This is a genomic window from Paraburkholderia sp. Ac-20342, assembly GCF_017104985.1.
Taxonomy (GTDB): Bacteria; Pseudomonadota; Gammaproteobacteria; order Burkholderiales; family Burkholderiaceae; genus Paraburkholderia.
This window is the reverse complement of sequence record NZ_JAAGPQ010000124.1, coordinates 1-18,032: the sequence shown is the minus strand read 5'-3', so window position 1 is coordinate 18,032 and position 18,032 is coordinate 1. Positions and strand designations below refer to the sequence as shown.

Here is an 18,032-nt window from a genome sequence, read left to right as displayed (position 1 = left end):
ACGCGAGCCTGCCGCTGCAACTCGCCGCGATGCGCGGCGCGCTGGCCCGCGCGGTGCGGAGTGTGCCCGAGTCGGAATTCGAAGACGAACCGGTTGAGGCAAACGGCGGGCAGCCAATGGCGGGGCGGGGTGACGGCGAGCGCAATGGCGGCGGTAACGGTATCGGCGACGATCACGGTGGTGATGACGAACACTCCGGCGTTGGCGACACGCACGACAACAACGCATACGGTAACGAAGGCGCGTACGACAACGAAGACGCGCAAGACCACAACGACGCGTACGGCCATGAAGACGCACACGACAACCACTACGCCGGGTTCGACGCCGCCGACTTGCCCGACGAAGCGACCACGTATCACGATCACGCCGCGCCGGACGGCACCTATGACGACGACGGCCAGACCGAGGACGCGACGCTGGCTGCGTGACGCGAGACCCTGAACAGGAATCCGAAACATGATTGACGATACCGACGACCTGCGCGACGCAACCGACGGCACCGATGGCTGGAACGACGCCGGCGGCGGCTTTTCGAATCTGATGAACGCGATCGAGCGTGAACTGCGCGCGAGCCCCGCGTCGGTCGCGTGCGGCAAGGTGCAGGAAGTGATCGGCACGCTGGTGCGCGTGGCGGGCCTCGATGTGACGCTCGGCGAGCTGTGCGAGCTGCGTTCGCCGGAAGGCGAACTGTTGCAGCGCGCCGAGGTGGTCGGCTTCTCCCGCGACACCGCGCTGCTGTCGCCGTTCGGGCGGCTCGGCAACGTGTCGCGCGCGACCCGCGTGATCGGCCTCAAGCGTCCGCTGTCGCTGCGGATCGGCAACGGGCTGCTCGGCCGCGTGATCGACAGCCTCGGCGAGCCGATCGACGGCAAGGGCGAACTCGACTGCGACGAGTGGCAGCCGGTGATCGCCGATCCGCCCGATCCGATGTCGCGCCCGGTGATCGACACGCCGATGCCGACCGGCGTGCGCGTCGTCGACGGCATGATGACGCTCGCCGAGGGGCAGCGCATGGGCATTTTCGCGCCGGCCGGTGTCGGCAAGAGCACGTTGATGGGCATGTTCGCACGCGGCGCGCGCTGCGACATCAACGTGATCGCGCTGATCGGCGAGCGCGGCCGGGAAGTGCGCGAGTTCGTCGAGGATATTCTCGGCGAGGAGGGCATGGCGCGCTCGGTGGTGGTCTGCGCGACATCCGACCGCTCGTCGATCGAGCGCGCGAAAGCCGCGTACGCGGCCACCGCGGTCGCCGAGTATTTCCGCGACCGCGGAATGCGTGTGCTGCTGATGATGGATTCGCTGACCCGCTTCGCGCGCGCGCAGCGCGAGATCGGCCTCGCGATGGGCGAGCCGCCGACGCGGCGGGGCTTTCCGCCGTCGATCTTCGCCGAGCTGCCGCGCCTGCTCGAACGCGCCGGCCGCTCGAAGCACGGCTCGATCACGGCGCTCTATACGGTGCTCGCCGAGGACGAATCGGGCGGCGACCCGATTGCCGAGGAAGTACGCGGGATTCTCGACGGCCACATGATCCTGTCGCGCGAGATCGCCGCGCAGAACCGCTACCCGGCAATCGACGTGCTCGGCAGCCTGTCGCGCGTGATGACGCAGATCGTCGGGCGCGACCACGTCGCGGCGGCGGGACATATCCGCCGGCTGATGGCGAAACATAAGGAAGTCGAACTATTGCTGCAGGTCGGCGAGTATCAGGCGGGCACCGATCCGCTCGCCGACGAGGCGATCGCGAAGATCGACGCGATCCGCGCGTTCCTCGGCCAGGCGACGGACGATCTCGTCGATCCGGGCGACACGATCGCGATGCTGTTCGATCTGGTGCAATCGTAAGCGGGCAAACGGTGATACGGACGATTGGGAGACGACGATGAAGGACAGACAGGTCGTGGCATTCGAGCGGGTGCTGTCGCGGCGGCGCAAGCTGGACCGCAAGCTGAATTCGGCTCTGACGGGGCTGCGCGGCGAATCGCAGGCGCTCGCCGGCGCGCTCGACGAGCGGCGCGGTGCGGCCGATGCGCAGGCGGCGGAACTCGCGAACCAGGACGGCAAGATCGACACGATGCTTGGTGGTACGCGATTTCGCGCCGACGATCTGCTGAAGCTGCGCGATTTCCGTTCGCATGCGGCCGAGCATCACGCGGCGCTGGAAGCGCAGGCCAGTCAGGCACGCGCGGCGCTCGACGCGAAAGAGGCGCAGATCGGCGACGCGCGCACCCAGATCCTGCGCAACCGCGCGCGGATCGAAATCTATGCGAAGCGCCGCGAGGCGCTCATCAAGAAGCGGGAACGGGAGATTGAGGATTCGCAGGATGACGAAGTATCTGAAACGCGGCGGCCTCAGCTGCTGTTCTGATTTCTGATTCGCTCCCCAAGCCTTGCCCCGCGCCGCGCCCGGCGCCTTCCCGAACCTGATCCGCCATGAGCGATATTACTTACGCATCGATCGAGTCCAGCCACCAGCTGGTCCGCTACATGATCATCCTCGGCCTGTGCAGCGAACGGCTGATGGTGCTGCTGATGATGTTCCCGCCGACCTCGGACAGCGTCGTGCAGGGCCGCGTGCGCACCGCGCTCGCGCTGCTGTGGGGCGGCTTCGTCGCATACGGCCAGCGCGGCCTGCTGGAGCAGGGCGATTCGATGATCCTCGTCGCCGTTGGCCTGAAGGAAGCGCTGATCGGCGTCGTGCTCGGTTTCGCGGCGTCGAGCGTGTTCTGGGCGGCCGAAGCCGTCGGCACCTACGTCGACGATCTGACGGGTTTCAACCAGGTCCAGATGCAGAACCCAAGCCAGGGGCAGCAGACGTCGCTGACCTCGACGCTGCTGAGCCTGTTCGCGATCACCGCATTCTGGACTCTCGGCGGAATGACGTTCCTGCTCGGCGCAGTCTACGACTCATACACGTGGTGGCCGATCCAGGATCTGACGCCGGCGAGCACGAAGGTTATCGAGTCGTTCGTGCTGATGAAAACCGACTCGCTGATGGAGACGGTCGCGAAGCTCGCGACGCCGATGATGGTGCTGCTATTGCTGATCGACATCGGCTTCGGCTTCACCGGCAAGGTGTCGCAGAAGCTCGATCTGCATTCGCTCGCGCAGCCGTTGAAGGGCGGGCTGACGATCCTGATGCTCGCGCTGCTGGCCGGCATCTTCATCGATCAGGTGCGCGACCAGTTGACGCTCGCGAACGTCGGAGTCGAAGCAAAAGCATTGGCGGGCGCCAAATGACGCGGCGGAACGTGGACCCGGAATCGAACGCGCGCGGAGACGGAAGGTGGGCGATGACGGCAACGACGGAGCACGACAGGGTCCTGTCGGGCATGGTCGGCGTGCTGTGGGCAGGCACCACGCTCGGCACGCCGGCGGACGTGCGGGATCTGCTCGATGCGGTTGCCGTGATGCGGCCGGATCACGATGGCGCCCGGGTCGTGCTCGCCTCGCTCCACGTGCGTGCACGCGCGTGGAGCGAGGCACTGCGCGAGCTGCGGCAGGTCGAGCGCGCGGGCCAGCTGCCTTCGCGCGGTATCGCGCTGACCGCCGTCTGTCTGTACGCACTCGGCGACCCGACGTGGCGCACCTACGCGTATGCGGCCGCGTACCGGGACGACGAGCCGATGGCGACACGAATCGCGCAGGCGCTGCTGTTGGCGCCGGACGTCACGCTGCGGTAACTGCTTCGCGGCGCGGGCGTTCCACGCTTCGCATCGGCACTCCGTGCTTCGCGTTCGTCCGGCGTCGCGCCGCGAAGGAGGGCATCGTGTGATCTGGACCACATGCATTTCACACTATCAGGGGAATTCGTCATGAGCGGAATCAAACATGCCTTCGAGAAAATCGGCGACGGCATCAAACATACATTCGAAGGTATCGGCAAGGACGTCGGCGGCGCCTTCAAGGTGGTCGGCGGTGCGCTGACCGTCAATCCGGACCTGATGAAATCGGGGGCGAACGAATTCGAATCGGGCCTTAAGCAGACGGTCAGCGGCGTCGCCGAAACCGCGGACGGCTCGGTTGACCTGGCGATGAACACGCTGCCGCTCGGCATCGCGTTGTCCGCCGTGGCCGGCCCGTCTGCGCAGAACTTCGTCGACGGCACGTTCAATAGCGCTACCAACATCGTGAACGACGGCATCGACGGCGCCTCGCAGATCGGCGGCGGCATCGTGACCGGCAACGTCGGCGAGATCGCGCAGGGATTGGGCAACGTGGCGCCGGCCGCCCTGCTGTTCGTGCCTGGCGCGGGCGAGGCCGAGATCGCCGGCGGCACCGGACAGGTGATGCTGCATGCCGGCAAGGAACTGACGATGCAAAGCGCCGAGGCCCAGTTCGAAGGATGAGCCAGGCCGTGACGCCGTTCGTCGGGCCACGAGGTTCAACGGGTTCGCGAGTCGGCACGGATCGATACGTATCGACGCGACGGCGAGGCCGCGAGGAGAAAGACCATGAACGAAGCAATCGATGAAGCCCGCGAGCGACGCATCTCGCTGACGCTGGGCATGCTGCACGCGCTGGGCGACGACGAACTGGACAAGGCGCAGGCCTGTCTCGAGACGCTCGCGCAGGAAAACCGCGTTTCGATGGAGCAGGAGGATGTCGTCGTGTTCCGCGTGCTGATCGCGATCCAGCGCGGCTGGGCGTTGAACGCGCTGCATCTGCTGAACGAATTCGACGAGGATTTCCGTCCGGATCTGCGGGTCCTGTGCCTGTTCTTCCTGCAGGACCCGAACTGGAAGGGCCGCGCGGCTGACCTGGTGGAGAACTCTCCGCACGAGCACATCCGGTGTGCGATGACTCATCTGCTGGAACAGCCGGAGCCGACCGGCTTGCTCGCGAGCGCGTCATGAACCTGCGCTTGACCGAACGGGTGGATCTGAACGTCTACTACGACGCGGAGCGAAGCAGTGCGTCCGAGGCGATGCTGAGCGTGGTGACGCGCGAGGTGTTCGCGGCGTTCTATGCGGACTGCCCGTCGGTCGGCTTCGAGGAAGCGGGGCAGCCGATCGGCGGCGTGATCTTCGACGGCGAATCGGCACACATCGCGGTGCTGCCGTCGCATCACGGCCGTTGGGGCTTGCTGCTCGGGCCGACGCTCGCGTGGCTCTTCAGCCTCAAGGACGAGATCCTGCTGCGCACGCCGGCCGACAACCCGAAGGCGCTCAGGTTTATCGAACACTGCGGCTGGCAGCGGCTCGGCATCGAGGACAGCGAAGTCGTGCATCGACTGCGCGTGCACGAAGTCGATGCACGCGGTCTTGCGCGGAAGCAGCGGTGTTCGGCGGTTCAGGGAGCGTGACGGACACGCTCCGATTGTGACTCATTGCTTTGCATGCCTGAAGATAGCTGCAGTGAGCCACGCTTCGTATGCTTGAAAGCGCTTCAGCCCTGTTGCTCAGGCTGATCTGTCACGGCGTCCGGGAAGACGCTCGCGAAGTCGTCTATCAAGTACCAGTTGTTGACGCCTTCGTGATGATCGAGAAAATATTTCCCGCTCTCCAGTTGTGATCTGGAAGGCGTGAAGTTCTCCTGTGCCACGGTGCTCCCGCTGGCGTCCATCACCATCAGTTTGCCAGGCCGGGCGTGTTGGTCCTGAGCGGACTCCGGAGCGAACGGATGATCGCTGTTGGGATAGAAATACCAGCGCTGCTTTTCCTTATCGTTGGCGTTAGCGATGAGGAGATGTCCGCTATTGAGCTGACGCCGTGACGGAATAAACTGGTTACGTATGACATGCCCCTGGTGCCCCTCTTCGGAAAGACGCGTGACAAAGAAGAGCTCCCCTTCCTGGCGTGCTGGCGCGTGTCGAAGTTTTTCCGAAGCTTTCGTCGTGACTCTCGTCACGAATCGCGCCATCTTCGATTCATCCTTGGGAAGCGAGTTAGACCATTCCTCGAAGCGAGAGATACAGTCTTCCTGTTCGGTGATGGGCCTGGTCGAGGTATGGCCGGGATTCGTAAAAAATCCGCCACATCTCGACCTAAGCTGCTGATTTAAAGGCGAAATCGATGGTCGGGTCGAGCGGTAAAACGGGCCGCAGCAGGTCCAGCAGATAGTCGCCGAGCCGGTTGATGTGCTCGTGCCGATACGGCGACAGGCTCCGGAGCACCTCGGCGTCGATCGGATGCCCTTTCTCCTGCAACTCCTTCAGCTTGCGCGACATCCACTGCACGTTGTACAGGATCACCATGTTCGCGACCAGGTGGTTGTACTTGATGATCTTGCGCTGCTCGTGCCGCAGGTTCTCGGCGATCACGCCTTCGCCGCCGAACATCAACCATTGCGTGAAGTCGTTGAACTGCTCGCTCTTGTTCGTCTGTGCGTGGATCGTGCGGTGCAGCTCCGGGTCGTTCAGGTACTTGAGCAGGAACAACGTCCGTACTACGCGCCCGAATTCGCGAAACGCGAAGTACAGTTTATTCTTTGTGCTTTCTGAGCCAAGCCGGCGCAGGATCGTCGACGGCGTCATCTTGCCCGCCTAGATCGACACCGCGACGCGCATCATGTCGGCATAGTGCCGCTCGATCAGATTCCAGTCGATCGTCTGCCGACACAGGCTGTCGATGTTCTCGTACTTGCGGCGCTTGTCGGCCTTGTACAGGACGAGGTCCTTGATGTTGCGCATGCGCGGCATCAGATCGATGCCCATCACGTACGACAGACCGAACACGGCGCCACTCTGCGCCTGCGTATCGCCGTGGATCGTACGGGCTTAATGTCGGCGCCATTCTCAATCAGTCCGTCGAGAATATAGACCGCTTCATGCACGCCACACGGGATGAAGTGGCTGAACAGCGCGATGTACATGTCCGACACATGATAGTAGCCGATCCCGCCGTAGCCGCCATACCGGATGTGGTATTCGGACAGCAGATTCTGCTCGTATAGACTCCACTTGGTGCCGTCGGCCGACGCGCGCTTGCCGCTGCCCCAGTATTTCGGCAACGCGAACTGATTGTACGCGTTGATCACCTTCACGATTGCCTTGTCGAGTCGCTCCTCGGTGACGTGCTTCAGGTTCAGCCATGCGACCTGCTTGCGGCTCAGCCCCTTTACCGACTTAGCGGTCTGGCTCGGGCCGAGATTGCAGCCGTAGCAGAACAGCGTGCTGATGAAACGCTTGCGCGGCTCGTCGAGCTTGGCGTCGAAGCCGGATAGCGGCCCGAACAGCTTGTGCAGGTCGAGCCACTGCTCGGTTTCGGTGAGGAGATCCAGGATACTGACTTCGGGCATCGACGCCTTGATGGCCTGATCGATTAGGGTAATGTTCGGCGGCTCGGGCTCCTTGCCGGGCTTGTGGATGATTAGCCCGTCGTTGCCAAACTCGACGCTGTCGTTCTCCGGAAACCGGGCATCGGTGTCGTCGAGTGCCACGCTCAGTTGATCGCGCAACGCCTTCACGAAGGTCTTGGCGTCCGTCGGCAAGCCGATGGTCTCGCAGTAGCGCGGTAGTTCGCGCTGGAATATTTCGTCGGAGACCAGGTGGATCCGATAATCGTCGTAGCGATCGCTGGCCTCGACAAAGAGATCACCCGAATTCAACTCGCGCATGATCTGGTGGAACACGCACAGCTCGAAGAAGCGCCGATGCAGCATGCGGCTGTCCCGGCCGTGTGGAAATACGGCACGCGTCCATTTCTCCGGCATCCATTCGAGCGGCAGGTTAGCGAGGTCGGTCTCGGTCAGCAACAGGTATTCGCGGTGGGCCGCCCTGAAGCCCTGCAGCCACGCGAGCGCGATCAGCACCGCGCGGTCCTGCGAGCTCGAGCGCAATGGCAGCGCATCGAGGCACTGGAACAGCAGCGAGCGCTGGGTTTTGTACGGCACGAGCATGAACGGTAGATCGAAATTACCGGCGTAGGCGATGTGATCATTACACTGCGCGAGCGTCGCGGCCGGATCACCGAGTGCCGCACGAATTTGCGCCAAGCGCTTGCGCTCCGGCACCTCGTCGTCTTGCAGGATTTGCAGTACGTCCCGGAATTGCCCGACCAGGCCGTCGACCGCCTCCGCGTGGTCGAGCCGGTATTTTTGCAGCCCCGTCTTCGCATAGACTTCATACTTGCGCATGAGCTTGATGAAGATCTCGGCAACGTCGTCAAGCGCCTTCTGAAGCTGCGCCTGGATAAACAGGACGGCAAGCGCATAGCGCTTGTTGGTCCGCAGCGAGCGCAATTCCGCAACGTCGAGCGCACGCGCCTCGATCACGAGCTGTTCGCGTTTGCTGGCCGACAGCATCGATGGCAGTGGCGGCAATCCGTCGGCGAGCGCCCGGATGCCGTCGATGTGTTTCAGGAAGGCCGCAACGGCGCGCGTGGTTGGCTTCTTCGGTTCACGTTTGAGCTCCTCCCAGCCGGATTTGCCGCCTTTGGTGACCAGCAACGCGTCGAGGCGAGTCCGCAACGCGCCATCGAGTTGGCCGCCGATGGCCCGGTAGATCGCCTCGTTGACGGCACGACGCCCCTGTGTGGCAATTCGTTGCAGCAGCGCGAGCGGCGGCAGCTCGTAGCGACGCCGCACCAGTTCCTCGATCAGGACATTAACGATGTCAGGCAGCTCGGCTTTCGTTTGCGCGGCCTCGCGCGCGAGGTCGGTCAGCCATCCGATTTCGTCGCCGCCGAACGGGTGTATGCCCAGATGGTCGCGCAGCAGCTTCTGGTGCCGAATTCGCGCACCGGACTGATCGTAGCGCGCGATGACCGCTCGCGGTAGCGGACCCGCACGAAGCGCGGCGCGAAGGTGGTCGATGATCACGGTCGGTACGTCGACTAGCATTGGGAAATAGCCGAGCCGCTGCAGCAGCTTCATCTGCGCCATGAGCAGCACTGTGGTCGACTCCTGGCGGACCTGGCGGCGTACGTAACGCATTTCGGCTGCAGTCGGTGTGAATGCGTCGAGCTCCGCAGCACTTGGCGCTGCCGGCAGCGCCGGATAGATCGGATCGTGAGCGATCGTCACCTTGCTCTGCGCCGCGCGAAGATTCCCTCGATCTGCCGCATGCGCTGGACCTCGTCGTCGTCCAGGTAGACCGAGGTCGTGGTAATCGACGCGTGACGCAGGTTGTCGCGCACGGTCGTGAGCGTAGCGCCATTCGCCAGCGCATGGGTGGCGTGCGTGTGGCGCATCCAATGTGGCGTTGCGCGCCGCAGCTTGCCGGCGAGTGCTGGGTGATCGACTTCGATGCTGTCGGCAGCCGCGTGAAAGAACCGGCGCAGAATCTCCCTCAATCGCGGCGTGGTGATTCCGCCGGGTGCATCGAGATGCCCGAGCAGTGGCGTATTCGGCGGCCATCGCGCCGGGTTCACGGTCAGGCCGCGTTGCACCAGGTACTGATCAAGCGCGAAACGCGCGAGTGGCGGCAGCACAACCTTGCCGATCTTCGCGCCCTTGCCGGTCAGATGCAGCCATCGCTCGCCGCGCGCGCCGATTTCGATACCGCCGAGCGTGACGCCAACCAGTTCGGCTGCCCGAAGGCCGGTTCCGTAACCGAAATCGAGTACGAAGCGCAGACGCTGCGCGGCCGGTGTCGTCCAGTCATGGGACCATTCCAGCCCATCGGCAATCGTTCGTACCAACTCCCACTCTCCAGCCGTGAAGGCGCGGGCGATGTTCAATTCACCGTTGTGCGGCGCGCCGCGTACTTTGAGGCCCGCAAACGGATTGGCCAGCACATACCGTTGCTCGATAAGCCAGCGAAACATTGCACCCAGCACCGATAGTGCGTAGGCGATGGAGTCCGGCGACAGTGCGCCCGTGAACGGCCGCCATTCGGACGACGACCGCGGCCGCGCTGGTGCGACCCACCGGGCGCGCGGCGTGGGGTGACGCAGGAAAGTGCGATAGGTGGTCGCATCTTCACTCGTCAGCGACGACAAGGCGCGGCCGCGCTCGAGGATCGCCCAGAGCAGCAGGCGTTCGGCTTCCCTGCGATAGGCGCGCTGCGTTTCCGTGGCTTCGTGCCGGTCGAGCCAGGCGTTGATAGCCTGATAATCGTTATTGGCCTCAAGTGCGCACATCGACTTCGGCGCACGGAAGATGCCGTGCGAACCGTCGACGTCATGCGGGACGCGGATGTTTTCCCACGGCGTCACGGATTCCGGGGTGGCCGCCACGATCAGCGCACGAGCCCGCTCCGTCAGCGCGGGATAAGCCGCAAAAAGGCTTCGACCCGGCGGGCACTGCGCTCCCCGAGACTGGGAATGGCGAGCCACCAGCGACGGCGACGGGGAATTCGCACTGTCAGGTCTGCCAGCGTCCTGATGCCGTGCGCACGCAACGCGGCGACGGCCCGGGACGGCAGCCACGCATCGATTGGGTCGCTGATCTTTGGGTGCGGTATCAGTAGCGATGGCAGCACGTCTATGGCGCTCGCCACTGCCTTGCAGTGACGAGTCCGTTCGCCTGCTTCGCACTGAAACAGTTTCGCCAGATCGTCGCGATGACGACTGACGGCAAAATCGATGAGTTGGCGTCGGATACAACCAATCACGCCGCGGGCCGATTTCCCGTCGCCGAGCTGCTCGGGACAATAGTGTTCGACGGCTTCGCGCGAGCCGACGCCTGCGTACCAGGTGCGCAATGCAGCCAGAGACGCAGAGTCGGGAAAGGGCAGCGGGTGTGAGATGGGCATCCAGAAATTATAGGTGCCGGGATGACAGTGGCATGACGGCCGGACGTGACGCGTTTCGTAAACTGGCAGTTTGGCAAGAAAATATACCCCTATCGCTAATATAAGTTAGCGACATAGATGCCGATTGCCGCCATTGCACTTGCCCACTACCCGAGTCCAACGGCGTATCGCATACTCCTCGCCACTGCACTGCAGGAAACGTTGCGACGCCGACTCGATAACGTGTCGTCAAGCAACAGAGAACTTCGTCAATGGCAGACTTCTCAGATATGCATTAAATACTTGCAACTGCTCAATCGACGCATTCTCGATGACGGAACGCATTTCTTTGGGGGAATTTCCCGTCTTGTGAGACAACGCCCCAATGATTGCCGCCTCGAACTGCGCCCGTTGGGTTGACGTCAAATAGTGGGCCTTCGGCGCTCGAAGTGCCCGCTTCTTCAGACGAATGGTTGCGTCCTCGGGGATCGCTACGCCACGCGCCAGGCAGGCAAGGCTGAGAGTTGCAAGGTCCTCCAGGTCGCGCACCTCGATCTCTTTCAGCTTGCCGCCCGCGTCGGAGCCCGTTAGCGGATGATTTGCGCTCTGGTAAGAATAGCTTTTGGGACCCTTGGGAGGCATGTACTCAATAGTGTGGGATTGCAGGCCAGACACTTTCTCGAAGCCAAACACCACCGGCACCATACGTCCCTCGTTGATCACGGCAAGAAACGGTGTCTTGCCGTTTTCGAACTGTTGCTTCAACTGCGTGGCTGCCCGTCCATAAAGTTCATATAGTTCTCGTCCCTGAACCACGTGGCTAGGCGTTTGCGCGACTTTAAGCGTGAGCGAGGACGGGAGTTGTATCGCCTCAAACATTTTATTCAGGGTAGCGTGCTCGAACTCGGGTCCTTCGAACGACCCGGTCTTGTGAAATACCTGTCCCAAATGACCGACAATCTGTGGCCAAATATCGTCCGCGGTTTGCGCCTCGATCGTTTCAGGCGCACCCTGCATATTCAGCGGCGCTTTCTGCTTTATGCCCTCAAGCATGGCTTGCACCATCCGATACTGGAATCCGCGGCTACTTGCGGTGGTGGCCTTCCACCCAGAGCCGTTCGAATAAATGCGAGCGTTTTTGCGCAAGTCGGTGCGTGTGGTCGGCTCGCTGGGCGACGTCGGTGTTCGGTCGGAGAAGAACACCTTGCCTTCGAGGGATTGCGTGCCGCCCTTCGTATCATTGACTCCCCCCCTCAATTCACCCGACAGCAGAATCTCGAAGCCCCATGGACTCCCGTGGAACGCTTCCGGCTTGACGTAGCCAAGCGGCGCCGATTCGTTCTGGGAGTGCAACAACGCACTACGGATTAGCTGGCTCGACGCCACATCGAGAGCCATTGAGTCGAGCACGTCGAGCGGTGTCTGACGGTTATCGTTCAGGTGAACGGGTTTCAGGCCTGAATCGACAAGCTCGCGTATGGCAGTAGCATCGGCGCGCCTTACTGCGGCATGCAGCCGTAAGTCAGCAGGTGCCGCCGAATGGGCCTTCGGCGGCGGAGCTTCGGACGCGCTGCCACGCTGTCGCCGCATCTGCATGAGCCGAGACAGCGCCCCCGATGCCTGCGGCCGCGCTTGAGATGATGTCCCCGTAAGCGATTCGCGGGCACAAGCCTCGTTCGAGGCCGAGGGTGTGCTGGGAAACTGGGAACTGGAAGCTGAGGTTTCTCGGGATTTCATGGCGGTGAACAGTATTGACACGGCAGCATCAGGGGCATGGCTAGCCTATCCTCAATGACACGTGAAGACGACGAAACCAGCCGCACGCCGAGTTTGCCGGCATCCATTGCCGATGGGCTTCTTGGTGGCGAACCTCCAACTCAGTTCGCGAACCGATGGGTTACTTATGAGCGAGAAAGGAGAACAAATCACCGTTCCACGGCTTTCGTTGCCCCCGCGTCGAGTGGCAATTGCCCATTACACCGATACTTCCGCTTCAATCTCAACTTGCTCAATAATGTTGTCGAGGTGCTTTCGCCGTACGGGGCACATCAGCAGCCTGGGAACGATCTGCTCGGCTCCCTTGACCAATCAGGCAGTCAATTTCCCATTTGAATCATCATTTTATGTCGAGGTGTGGCGGATTTTTTGCGAATCCCGGCCGACCCTCTGGTCGGTTCGACCGTGTCGTTTGTCTGTACCCGCTTGACCGGGACCTTACCCGTTGTAGATTCAGGACGCGGAGCTTTTTTCTCGCCCAATCGAGTCAGGAGTTCCGGCATACGACGTACGCCGGATCGTGCTGAAGTCTCGCTCTGGCGGGCAGGGGAGTCGTTCTCAAAGTGTTTGCCGGCAGGGGAGCGGGTCTGGCTGTTCCCACGGATAGAACGGGTAGGCATAGGTGTTCTCTATATCGTTGCGGAACGGGCAAACCTCTGTGCCGGAGACACAATGTATTCGGCGTGCGAAGCGCAACGATCCGGTGAGGCGAAAAGCCGGTGCAAGATCCGAAGCGAACGGATTCGCGTTCTGATTTCAAGGATGGTTGTACATCGCCGGATCGGGAACGTGCTGCGCGCCGGCCTTTTCCAATGCGGCAATGGTCGTGGCATTACCTTGCTGAACCGCGATCTGCAACGCGGTCCGTCCGAGCTCGTCGGCATGCTCGAGATTCGCTCCGTGCGCGACGAGTTGCGGCACCAGATCGACCCGTCCAAACAACGCGGCGAAGGCGAGCGCCGTTTCGCCGGCATTGTTGGTCTGATCGATCGGACAGTGCGTCTGGATCAGGCGCCTGGCCAGAGCCGTATCTCCTTTGAAGAGAACGCCCATCAGCGCGGTATTGCCGTGCTGGTCACCCGTGCATGCATTCGCGCCCGTGCGCAGCAGATACTCGAGTGCCTCAGGCTGATGCCGGTAGGCCGCGAGTATCACCGCCGTATAGCCCTCGTGCGTCGTCGCATCGATCGGGTAGCCCGCGGCAACGAGCGTCTGCAGAATATCGACGCGTCCGATACGCGCCGCGTCGAACCATTCTTCGTCGTAGCGGCGCAGCTCCGGGTGAGCACCGGTAGTCGCGGCCACCGGTGTCGATGCGCAACCTGCCATGGCAACGGCCACGCAGGCCATGGCCATCACGCGAAGCACAGGGGGCAGAATAGATCGGAAGGGGTTCATCGCAATGATTCTCCGCTTGAATAGGCGGCACAACTTCAAGCCTTAATACACCTTGAACCGGCGGAGACCATACAGCCGTCTCCGCCGTTTTCTAGCGGCTATTTATCCGAAAGCTTCGAGGCAAGCATTTTCACGCGCGGCAAGTCCGCGTGCGTCGCATCTACCAGACGGCTGCCGTAATCCGCATCGGCCTTGTAGAAGTACGAGAGCATCGTGTACTTGTTCGTGTCGTTGGTCACGTGGTTCAGGTCGCCGGACAGCGCCGTCACCAGATCCTGCTTGTCCTGCTCGGAAAGGGTGCGGTAGTACTCACCCGCCTGCCGGAAGTTGAGCGTCTTGCGGATCGCCATTTGCTGAGTCGTGCCGGAAAGCGGCGTCTGCACGTACTTGTAGCGTGGGTCCTGGGGAATCTCGCCGAGCGTGGAAGGCTCGTAATTCACTTCGCCCTTGCGGTCGCCGAAGTTCATCTTGCCGTCCTGGTTGTTGTTCACAACCGGCACGCGCGGGCGATTGATCGGCAGGCTATTGAAGTTCGCGCCGAGACGGTACATCTGCGTATCCGCATAGGCAAACATCCGGCCTTGCAGCATGCGGTCCTCGGACGGCTCGATACCAGGCACCATCCGCGACGGCGCGAACGCCGATTCCTCGGTGCTTTCGAAGTAGTTATCCGGTACGCGATTGAGGGTCAGCGTGCCGATCTTGCGCTCGGGCACATTGCTCCAGATCTTCGTGTCGTCGAGCGCGTCATAGTCGGACTTGTTCAGGTCCTGCGGATTCAGCACCTGGATATACAGGTCCCATTTCGGATCGTCTCCCGCTTTGATTGCGTGGTACAGATCGTTCGTCATCAGGTTCCAGTCCGCGCCGATCGAGCCGGGGATATCCTGCGGGCGGATACCATGCATGCCTTGCTCGCTCCTGAAGTGGAACTTCACGTAGTGCACCTGGCCCTGCGCGTTGACAAGCTTGAACGCATGCACGCCATAGCCGTCCATGTGGCGATACGAATCCGGCATGCCTTCCGTGGTGTACAGGTGCGTGAGCATGTTCGTCGCTTCGGGCGCATGCGAGAAGAAGTCGAACGCGAGGTTAGCGTCCTGAACGCCCGTCACGGCACTCGGCTTGTTGGCATGCACGAAGTCGGGAAACTTGATGGCATCGCGAATAAAGAAGATCGGCATGTTGATGCCCACCAGATCCCAATTACCCTGGGTCGTGTAGAACTTGATCGCGAAGCCACGCGGGTCACGTGCCTGCTCCGGCGAGCCGCGATAGCCCATGACCGTCGAAAAGCGCACGAAAACAGGTGTTTTCGTGCCGGGCTTGAACACTTGCGCGATCGACAGGTCGTTGATATCGGCAGTGCTCTCGAAGTCGCCGAAAGCGCCGGTGCCGCGCGCGTGCACGACGCGCTCGGGAATACGCTCACGATCGAAGCGCTGCAGTTTTTCGATCAGATGCGAGTCTTGCAGCGTGTCCGGACCTTCCGGTCCGGCCGTCTGCGAGTTCTGGTTGTCGCCAACCGGCGATCCGTTATCGCGCGTCATATCGGCGGCATAGGGAGACGACATCATCGCGGCGCAGGTTGCGGCCACGAGACTCTTCGCGATTCGCTTCGTTCTTTCTGACATTTCGATTGTTCTCCGGCGTCAATTTTCGGCTACTTAAAAATCCGCTTAATTAGACGAAAAGGACCGACTGGCGTCCAATTGAAAATCGAAATTGACGCGATAGTTGCTTGCGAATCCAGGCAAATCAACGCGAGCTTCTCGCATAAAAAATACTATTCGCATTTTTCAGAAATGCTTTAATAGAGAACACTCGAGCACTGGTATATGCAAATTGACTTGCTATTGCGTTGGCGACTTGGCTGATCTTTATGCTTGGCATTCGCCGCAACCCATTCATTCTCGATGTGATTGTTGCGATGAGCGTGCCGGCACCCACGCACAAGCGGAAACGGCGCCCCGATAGCTTACGTGTCACAAAAGCGGACAAAGTTAACCTTGTACATTTGACGAGAATGCAATAGAGCCGGCGGAACCGGACGTACATCTTATTCGGCTCACGCCCCTTCGGAATACGCGACCGCGCTTCGCCGCAAGAACCGCGTAGTCGACTGACGCGAGTACATTCGACTCAACTTTGAACCCGTGTCTTTCGCCATGCGTACCAGCAATCTACCCGCCACGCCCTATTCGCCGACGGATCCCGGACGGTCAGCGAATCCGGCCCATCCCCAGTCGCCGGAGTATCGCCGGGACAGCGGCGAACGCGTACGCGAATTCCAGGCGAGGCTGAACGCCACGGTATCGGCACTCACCAACATTCCACCGGGCCAAATCGCTGACATGATGCGCCGTGCGTCGCTGCGACAATTGCAGGACATCAACGAACGAATCCGTACCTGGGTTGCGAGCGGGATGACGTAGAGAATCTCATCACTCGCATCGAATTTGCGCGAGAGCATCTACAGCGTGGCGGTGAAGTGCATGTCGGCATCCGTTTCTCGTGCCAAGGATGAGCGCTACGCGCTCGCCAAGAATTTGACGGTGGGGCCTATCTAAAATCGAGTTCCTCGTATAAGAACTACTATTCGTATTCTCAGAAAGCGTGAATAGAGAACACTGCCATATACAAGTTGACTTGCAATTCGCCGCAAAACAGGAGTCCGGCAAGCCAGCCGTTCTCGTTGTAGACGCCAGCGTCAATGGCAGCATGGCGGCCGCCAAGGTTTGCTTGCGCCTCTAAGGAAATCAAATCGAGCTTCGTATATATGAACGACTATTCGCATTTGCAGGAAGCGCGAATTGGGGACACTCGTACACTTGCATGTGCATAAGTGATTTGCTATTGCGCTGACGACTATTCGATCTTTACACCGTGCATTCGTCATGCATGCACCTGATGTTTAATGAATCGAGGCGTAGTGAAGGTTATCGCGCGTGGATAGCCTCGTGGACACACGTCCCTCGCAGGCCGGCACTTTGTCGTCTTCGCCATGCTCGTGCCTGTTCATTCCGCGCGCACTATCCAAAGTGACTCACGCGCTCTGGTGATAACCGGCAACAAAGATATTCCCGGCCTCGGCGTACTACCCGAACGAGGCGCGCGATTGTGATGCTCATGTTAGCGCGTGAGCAGTACGCCCACCGTTGCGAGCAGAAAGGCAATCGCGATGCCGTACGCAGCGTGCATGTAGCAGGCCTGGCGCTTATAGCGCGCCGTATACGAAGGGGCGAAGTCCTTCATGCACTTGCCGAAGACGTTGATGGGATTGGCCTCATACTGAGCATACTTCGCGCGATTGCGCTCATAGATCAGTCGCTGCGACTCCTTGATCTTGTCTCTTTCGACCAGCTCAGTCGATCGCGAGCTTTTCTTGATGCGATAGAAAAGCAGCGGCGCGTCAATGTATTGGACTTTGGATTCGGGGTTCAGAAGTCGTACATAGAATTCCCAGTCTTCAAAGCCGAAGATCATTTCCGGAGAGTAGCCACCCGCGGCCAGAAACGCCTCACGCCGGTAAATAGCCGTGTTGACGATCATGTTTTGCCAGAGCAGCTTTTCGTAGCTATATGTTGGCAAGCGCCACACCTTGCGACTCTCGCCAAAACGTTGCGTGCCGGTATACACGAGCACGGTATCGGGCTGGACCTCGAAGCGCTCGACGACTCGGCGCAGATAGTCCGGGTGCAGTTTGTCGTCGCCATCGAGCGGCACAAAGAGTGAGCCGCACGCCTGAGTAAAACCAAAGTTGCGAGCCGCAGCAACGCCGCCGTTATCCTTGAGAAAAGGCAGAAACCGGCGATCCTTCTTTGCGTATTGCCGAATAATGGCGTCAGAGCCATCGGTAGAGCCGTCATTCACGATGATGCATTCCCAGTCGCCGTAGGATTGCACCAGCACCGATTCGAGGGCTTCGGCAATGAACGCTTCCTGATTGAAGCAGGGAACGACGATGGAGACTTTAGACATGGCCTATTTGAGTTTTATTATTTGAGCCGCTTTTTTAGCGGCTTTCTTCTGAAGAATTCTAGCTGATTGATGTGCTGGCGAGGGTCGGGTGGTTTGGGTGGGTGTGGTGTGTCGGATGGGGGGTATTGGGAGGTTTTATTTAATTTTACATAACATAAATTATCACCCATAAATTTGTGACGGCCATTTAGTAATGTCCGGTTTGGGCCAGTTAGAAATGTCCGGTTTAAGGGTTCTCCTCGGCGCATCCTGCAACTGCATG

The 18,032-nt window shown here is 60.9% G+C and carries 12 protein-coding genes and 3 pseudogenes; 8 read left to right on the top strand and 7 right to left on the bottom strand.

Annotated elements, in window-relative coordinates:
* The 8 genes and pseudogenes from G3N58_RS31125 to G3N58_RS31090 all read left to right on the top strand — a co-directional run.
* A pseudogene (locus G3N58_RS31125) lies at positions 1 to 431 on the top strand (hypothetical protein); the annotation flags it as partial.
* 112 nt (positions 432 to 543) lie between these two features.
* Entirely contained in the window at positions 544 to 1,845 is a 1,302-nt protein-coding gene (sctN, locus tag G3N58_RS31120; RefSeq protein WP_240159078.1) for a type III secretion system ATPase SctN, read from the top strand.
* Between the two features lie 37 nt (positions 1,846 to 1,882).
* Positions 1,883 to 2,368 (top strand): type III secretion system protein, encoded by a 486-nt coding sequence (locus tag G3N58_RS31115; RefSeq protein WP_167044048.1) that lies wholly within the window; start codon positions 1,883 to 1,885, stop codon positions 2,366 to 2,368.
* 65 nt (positions 2,369 to 2,433) lie between these two features.
* Positions 2,434 to 3,240: a type III secretion system export apparatus subunit SctT gene (sctT, locus tag G3N58_RS31110; protein WP_167044045.1), complete on the top strand. Its 807-nt coding sequence runs from the start codon at positions 2,434 to 2,436 to the stop codon at positions 3,238 to 3,240.
* A 53-nt stretch (positions 3,241 to 3,293) separates the two neighbouring features.
* On the top strand, positions 3,294 to 3,683 hold the full coding sequence (locus tag G3N58_RS31105; RefSeq protein ID WP_167044042.1) for an HrpB1 family type III secretion system apparatus protein: 390 nt from the start codon (positions 3,294 to 3,296) through the stop codon (positions 3,681 to 3,683).
* A gap of 132 nt (positions 3,684 to 3,815) precedes the next feature.
* Entirely contained in the window at positions 3,816 to 4,349 is a 534-nt protein-coding gene (locus tag G3N58_RS31100; RefSeq protein WP_167044039.1) for a hypothetical protein, read from the top strand.
* 105 nt (positions 4,350 to 4,454) lie between these two features.
* Positions 4,455 to 4,856: an HrpB1 family type III secretion system apparatus protein gene (locus tag G3N58_RS31095; RefSeq protein WP_167044036.1), complete on the top strand. Its 402-nt coding sequence runs from the start codon at positions 4,455 to 4,457 to the stop codon at positions 4,854 to 4,856.
* Entirely contained in the window at positions 4,853 to 5,305 is a 453-nt protein-coding gene (locus G3N58_RS31090; protein WP_167044033.1) for a GNAT family N-acetyltransferase, read from the top strand. Before G3N58_RS31095 ends, G3N58_RS31090 begins: the two co-directional genes overlap by 4 nt.
* An 83-nt stretch (positions 5,306 to 5,388) precedes the next feature.
* Here G3N58_RS31090 and G3N58_RS31085 read toward each other — a convergent pair whose 3' ends face one another.
* The 7 genes and pseudogenes from G3N58_RS31085 to G3N58_RS31055 form a co-directional block, all read right to left on the bottom strand.
* Positions 5,389 to 5,862 (bottom strand): hypothetical protein, encoded by a 474-nt coding sequence (locus G3N58_RS31085; protein ID WP_167044030.1) that lies wholly within the window; start codon positions 5,860 to 5,862, stop codon positions 5,389 to 5,391.
* Positions 5,863 to 5,986: 124 nt separating this feature from the next.
* A pseudogene (locus tag G3N58_RS31080) lies at positions 5,987 to 8,964 on the bottom strand (Tn3 family transposase).
* A pseudogene (locus G3N58_RS31075) lies at positions 8,961 to 10,636 on the bottom strand (site-specific integrase). Before G3N58_RS31075 ends, G3N58_RS31080 begins: the two co-directional pseudogenes overlap by 4 nt.
* A gap of 228 nt (positions 10,637 to 10,864) precedes the next feature.
* Positions 10,865 to 12,373, bottom strand: coding sequence for an ankyrin repeat domain-containing protein (locus G3N58_RS31070; protein WP_167285705.1), 1,509 nt, complete (start codon positions 12,371 to 12,373; stop codon positions 10,865 to 10,867).
* 774 nt (positions 12,374 to 13,147) lie between these two features.
* Positions 13,148 to 13,720: an ankyrin repeat domain-containing protein gene (locus G3N58_RS31065; protein WP_240159066.1), complete on the bottom strand. Its 573-nt coding sequence runs from the start codon at positions 13,718 to 13,720 to the stop codon at positions 13,148 to 13,150.
* Between the two features lie 167 nt (positions 13,721 to 13,887).
* Positions 13,888 to 15,423 carry a catalase gene (locus G3N58_RS31060; RefSeq protein WP_167044020.1) on the bottom strand — a complete coding sequence of 512 codons (1,536 nt, stop codon included), beginning with the start codon at positions 15,421 to 15,423 and terminating at the stop codon, positions 13,888 to 13,890.
* A gap of 1,498 nt (positions 15,424 to 16,921) precedes the next feature.
* The gene (locus tag G3N58_RS31055; protein WP_167044014.1) at positions 16,922 to 17,770 is read right to left on the bottom strand and encodes a glycosyltransferase family A protein; all 849 of its coding nucleotides are present in this window, start codon (positions 17,768 to 17,770) and stop codon (positions 16,922 to 16,924) included.
* Between the last annotated feature and the right edge of the window lie 262 nt (positions 17,771 to 18,032).

What these genes read in the sequence shown, in the direction of transcription:
- sctN (WP_240159078.1), top strand. Translation starts at nt 544, where the DNA reads ATGAACGCGATCGAGCGTGAACTGCGCGCGAGCCCCGCGTCGGTCGCG.
- G3N58_RS31115 (WP_167044048.1), top strand. Translation starts at nt 1,883, where the DNA reads ATGAAGGACAGACAGGTCGTGGCATTCGAGCGGGTGCTGTCGCGGCGG.
- sctT (WP_167044045.1), top strand. Translation starts at nt 2,434, where the DNA reads ATGAGCGATATTACTTACGCATCGATCGAGTCCAGCCACCAGCTGGTC.
- G3N58_RS31105 (WP_167044042.1), top strand. Translation starts at nt 3,294, where the DNA reads ATGACGGCAACGACGGAGCACGACAGGGTCCTGTCGGGCATGGTCGGC.
- G3N58_RS31100 (WP_167044039.1), top strand. Translation starts at nt 3,816, where the DNA reads ATGAGCGGAATCAAACATGCCTTCGAGAAAATCGGCGACGGCATCAAA.
- G3N58_RS31095 (WP_167044036.1), top strand. Translation starts at nt 4,455, where the DNA reads ATGAACGAAGCAATCGATGAAGCCCGCGAGCGACGCATCTCGCTGACG.
- G3N58_RS31090 (WP_167044033.1), top strand. Translation starts at nt 4,853, where the DNA reads ATGAACCTGCGCTTGACCGAACGGGTGGATCTGAACGTCTACTACGAC.
- G3N58_RS31085 (WP_167044030.1), bottom strand. Translation starts at nt 5,862, where the DNA reads ATGGCGCGATTCGTGACGAGAGTCACGACGAAAGCTTCGGAAAAACTT.
- G3N58_RS31065 (WP_240159066.1), bottom strand. Translation starts at nt 13,720, where the DNA reads ATGGCAGGTTGCGCATCGACACCGGTGGCCGCGACTACCGGTGCTCAC.
- G3N58_RS31060 (WP_167044020.1), bottom strand. Translation starts at nt 15,423, where the DNA reads ATGTCAGAAAGAACGAAGCGAATCGCGAAGAGTCTCGTGGCCGCAACC.
- G3N58_RS31055 (WP_167044014.1), bottom strand. Translation starts at nt 17,770, where the DNA reads ATGTCTAAAGTCTCCATCGTCGTTCCCTGCTTCAATCAGGAAGCGTTC.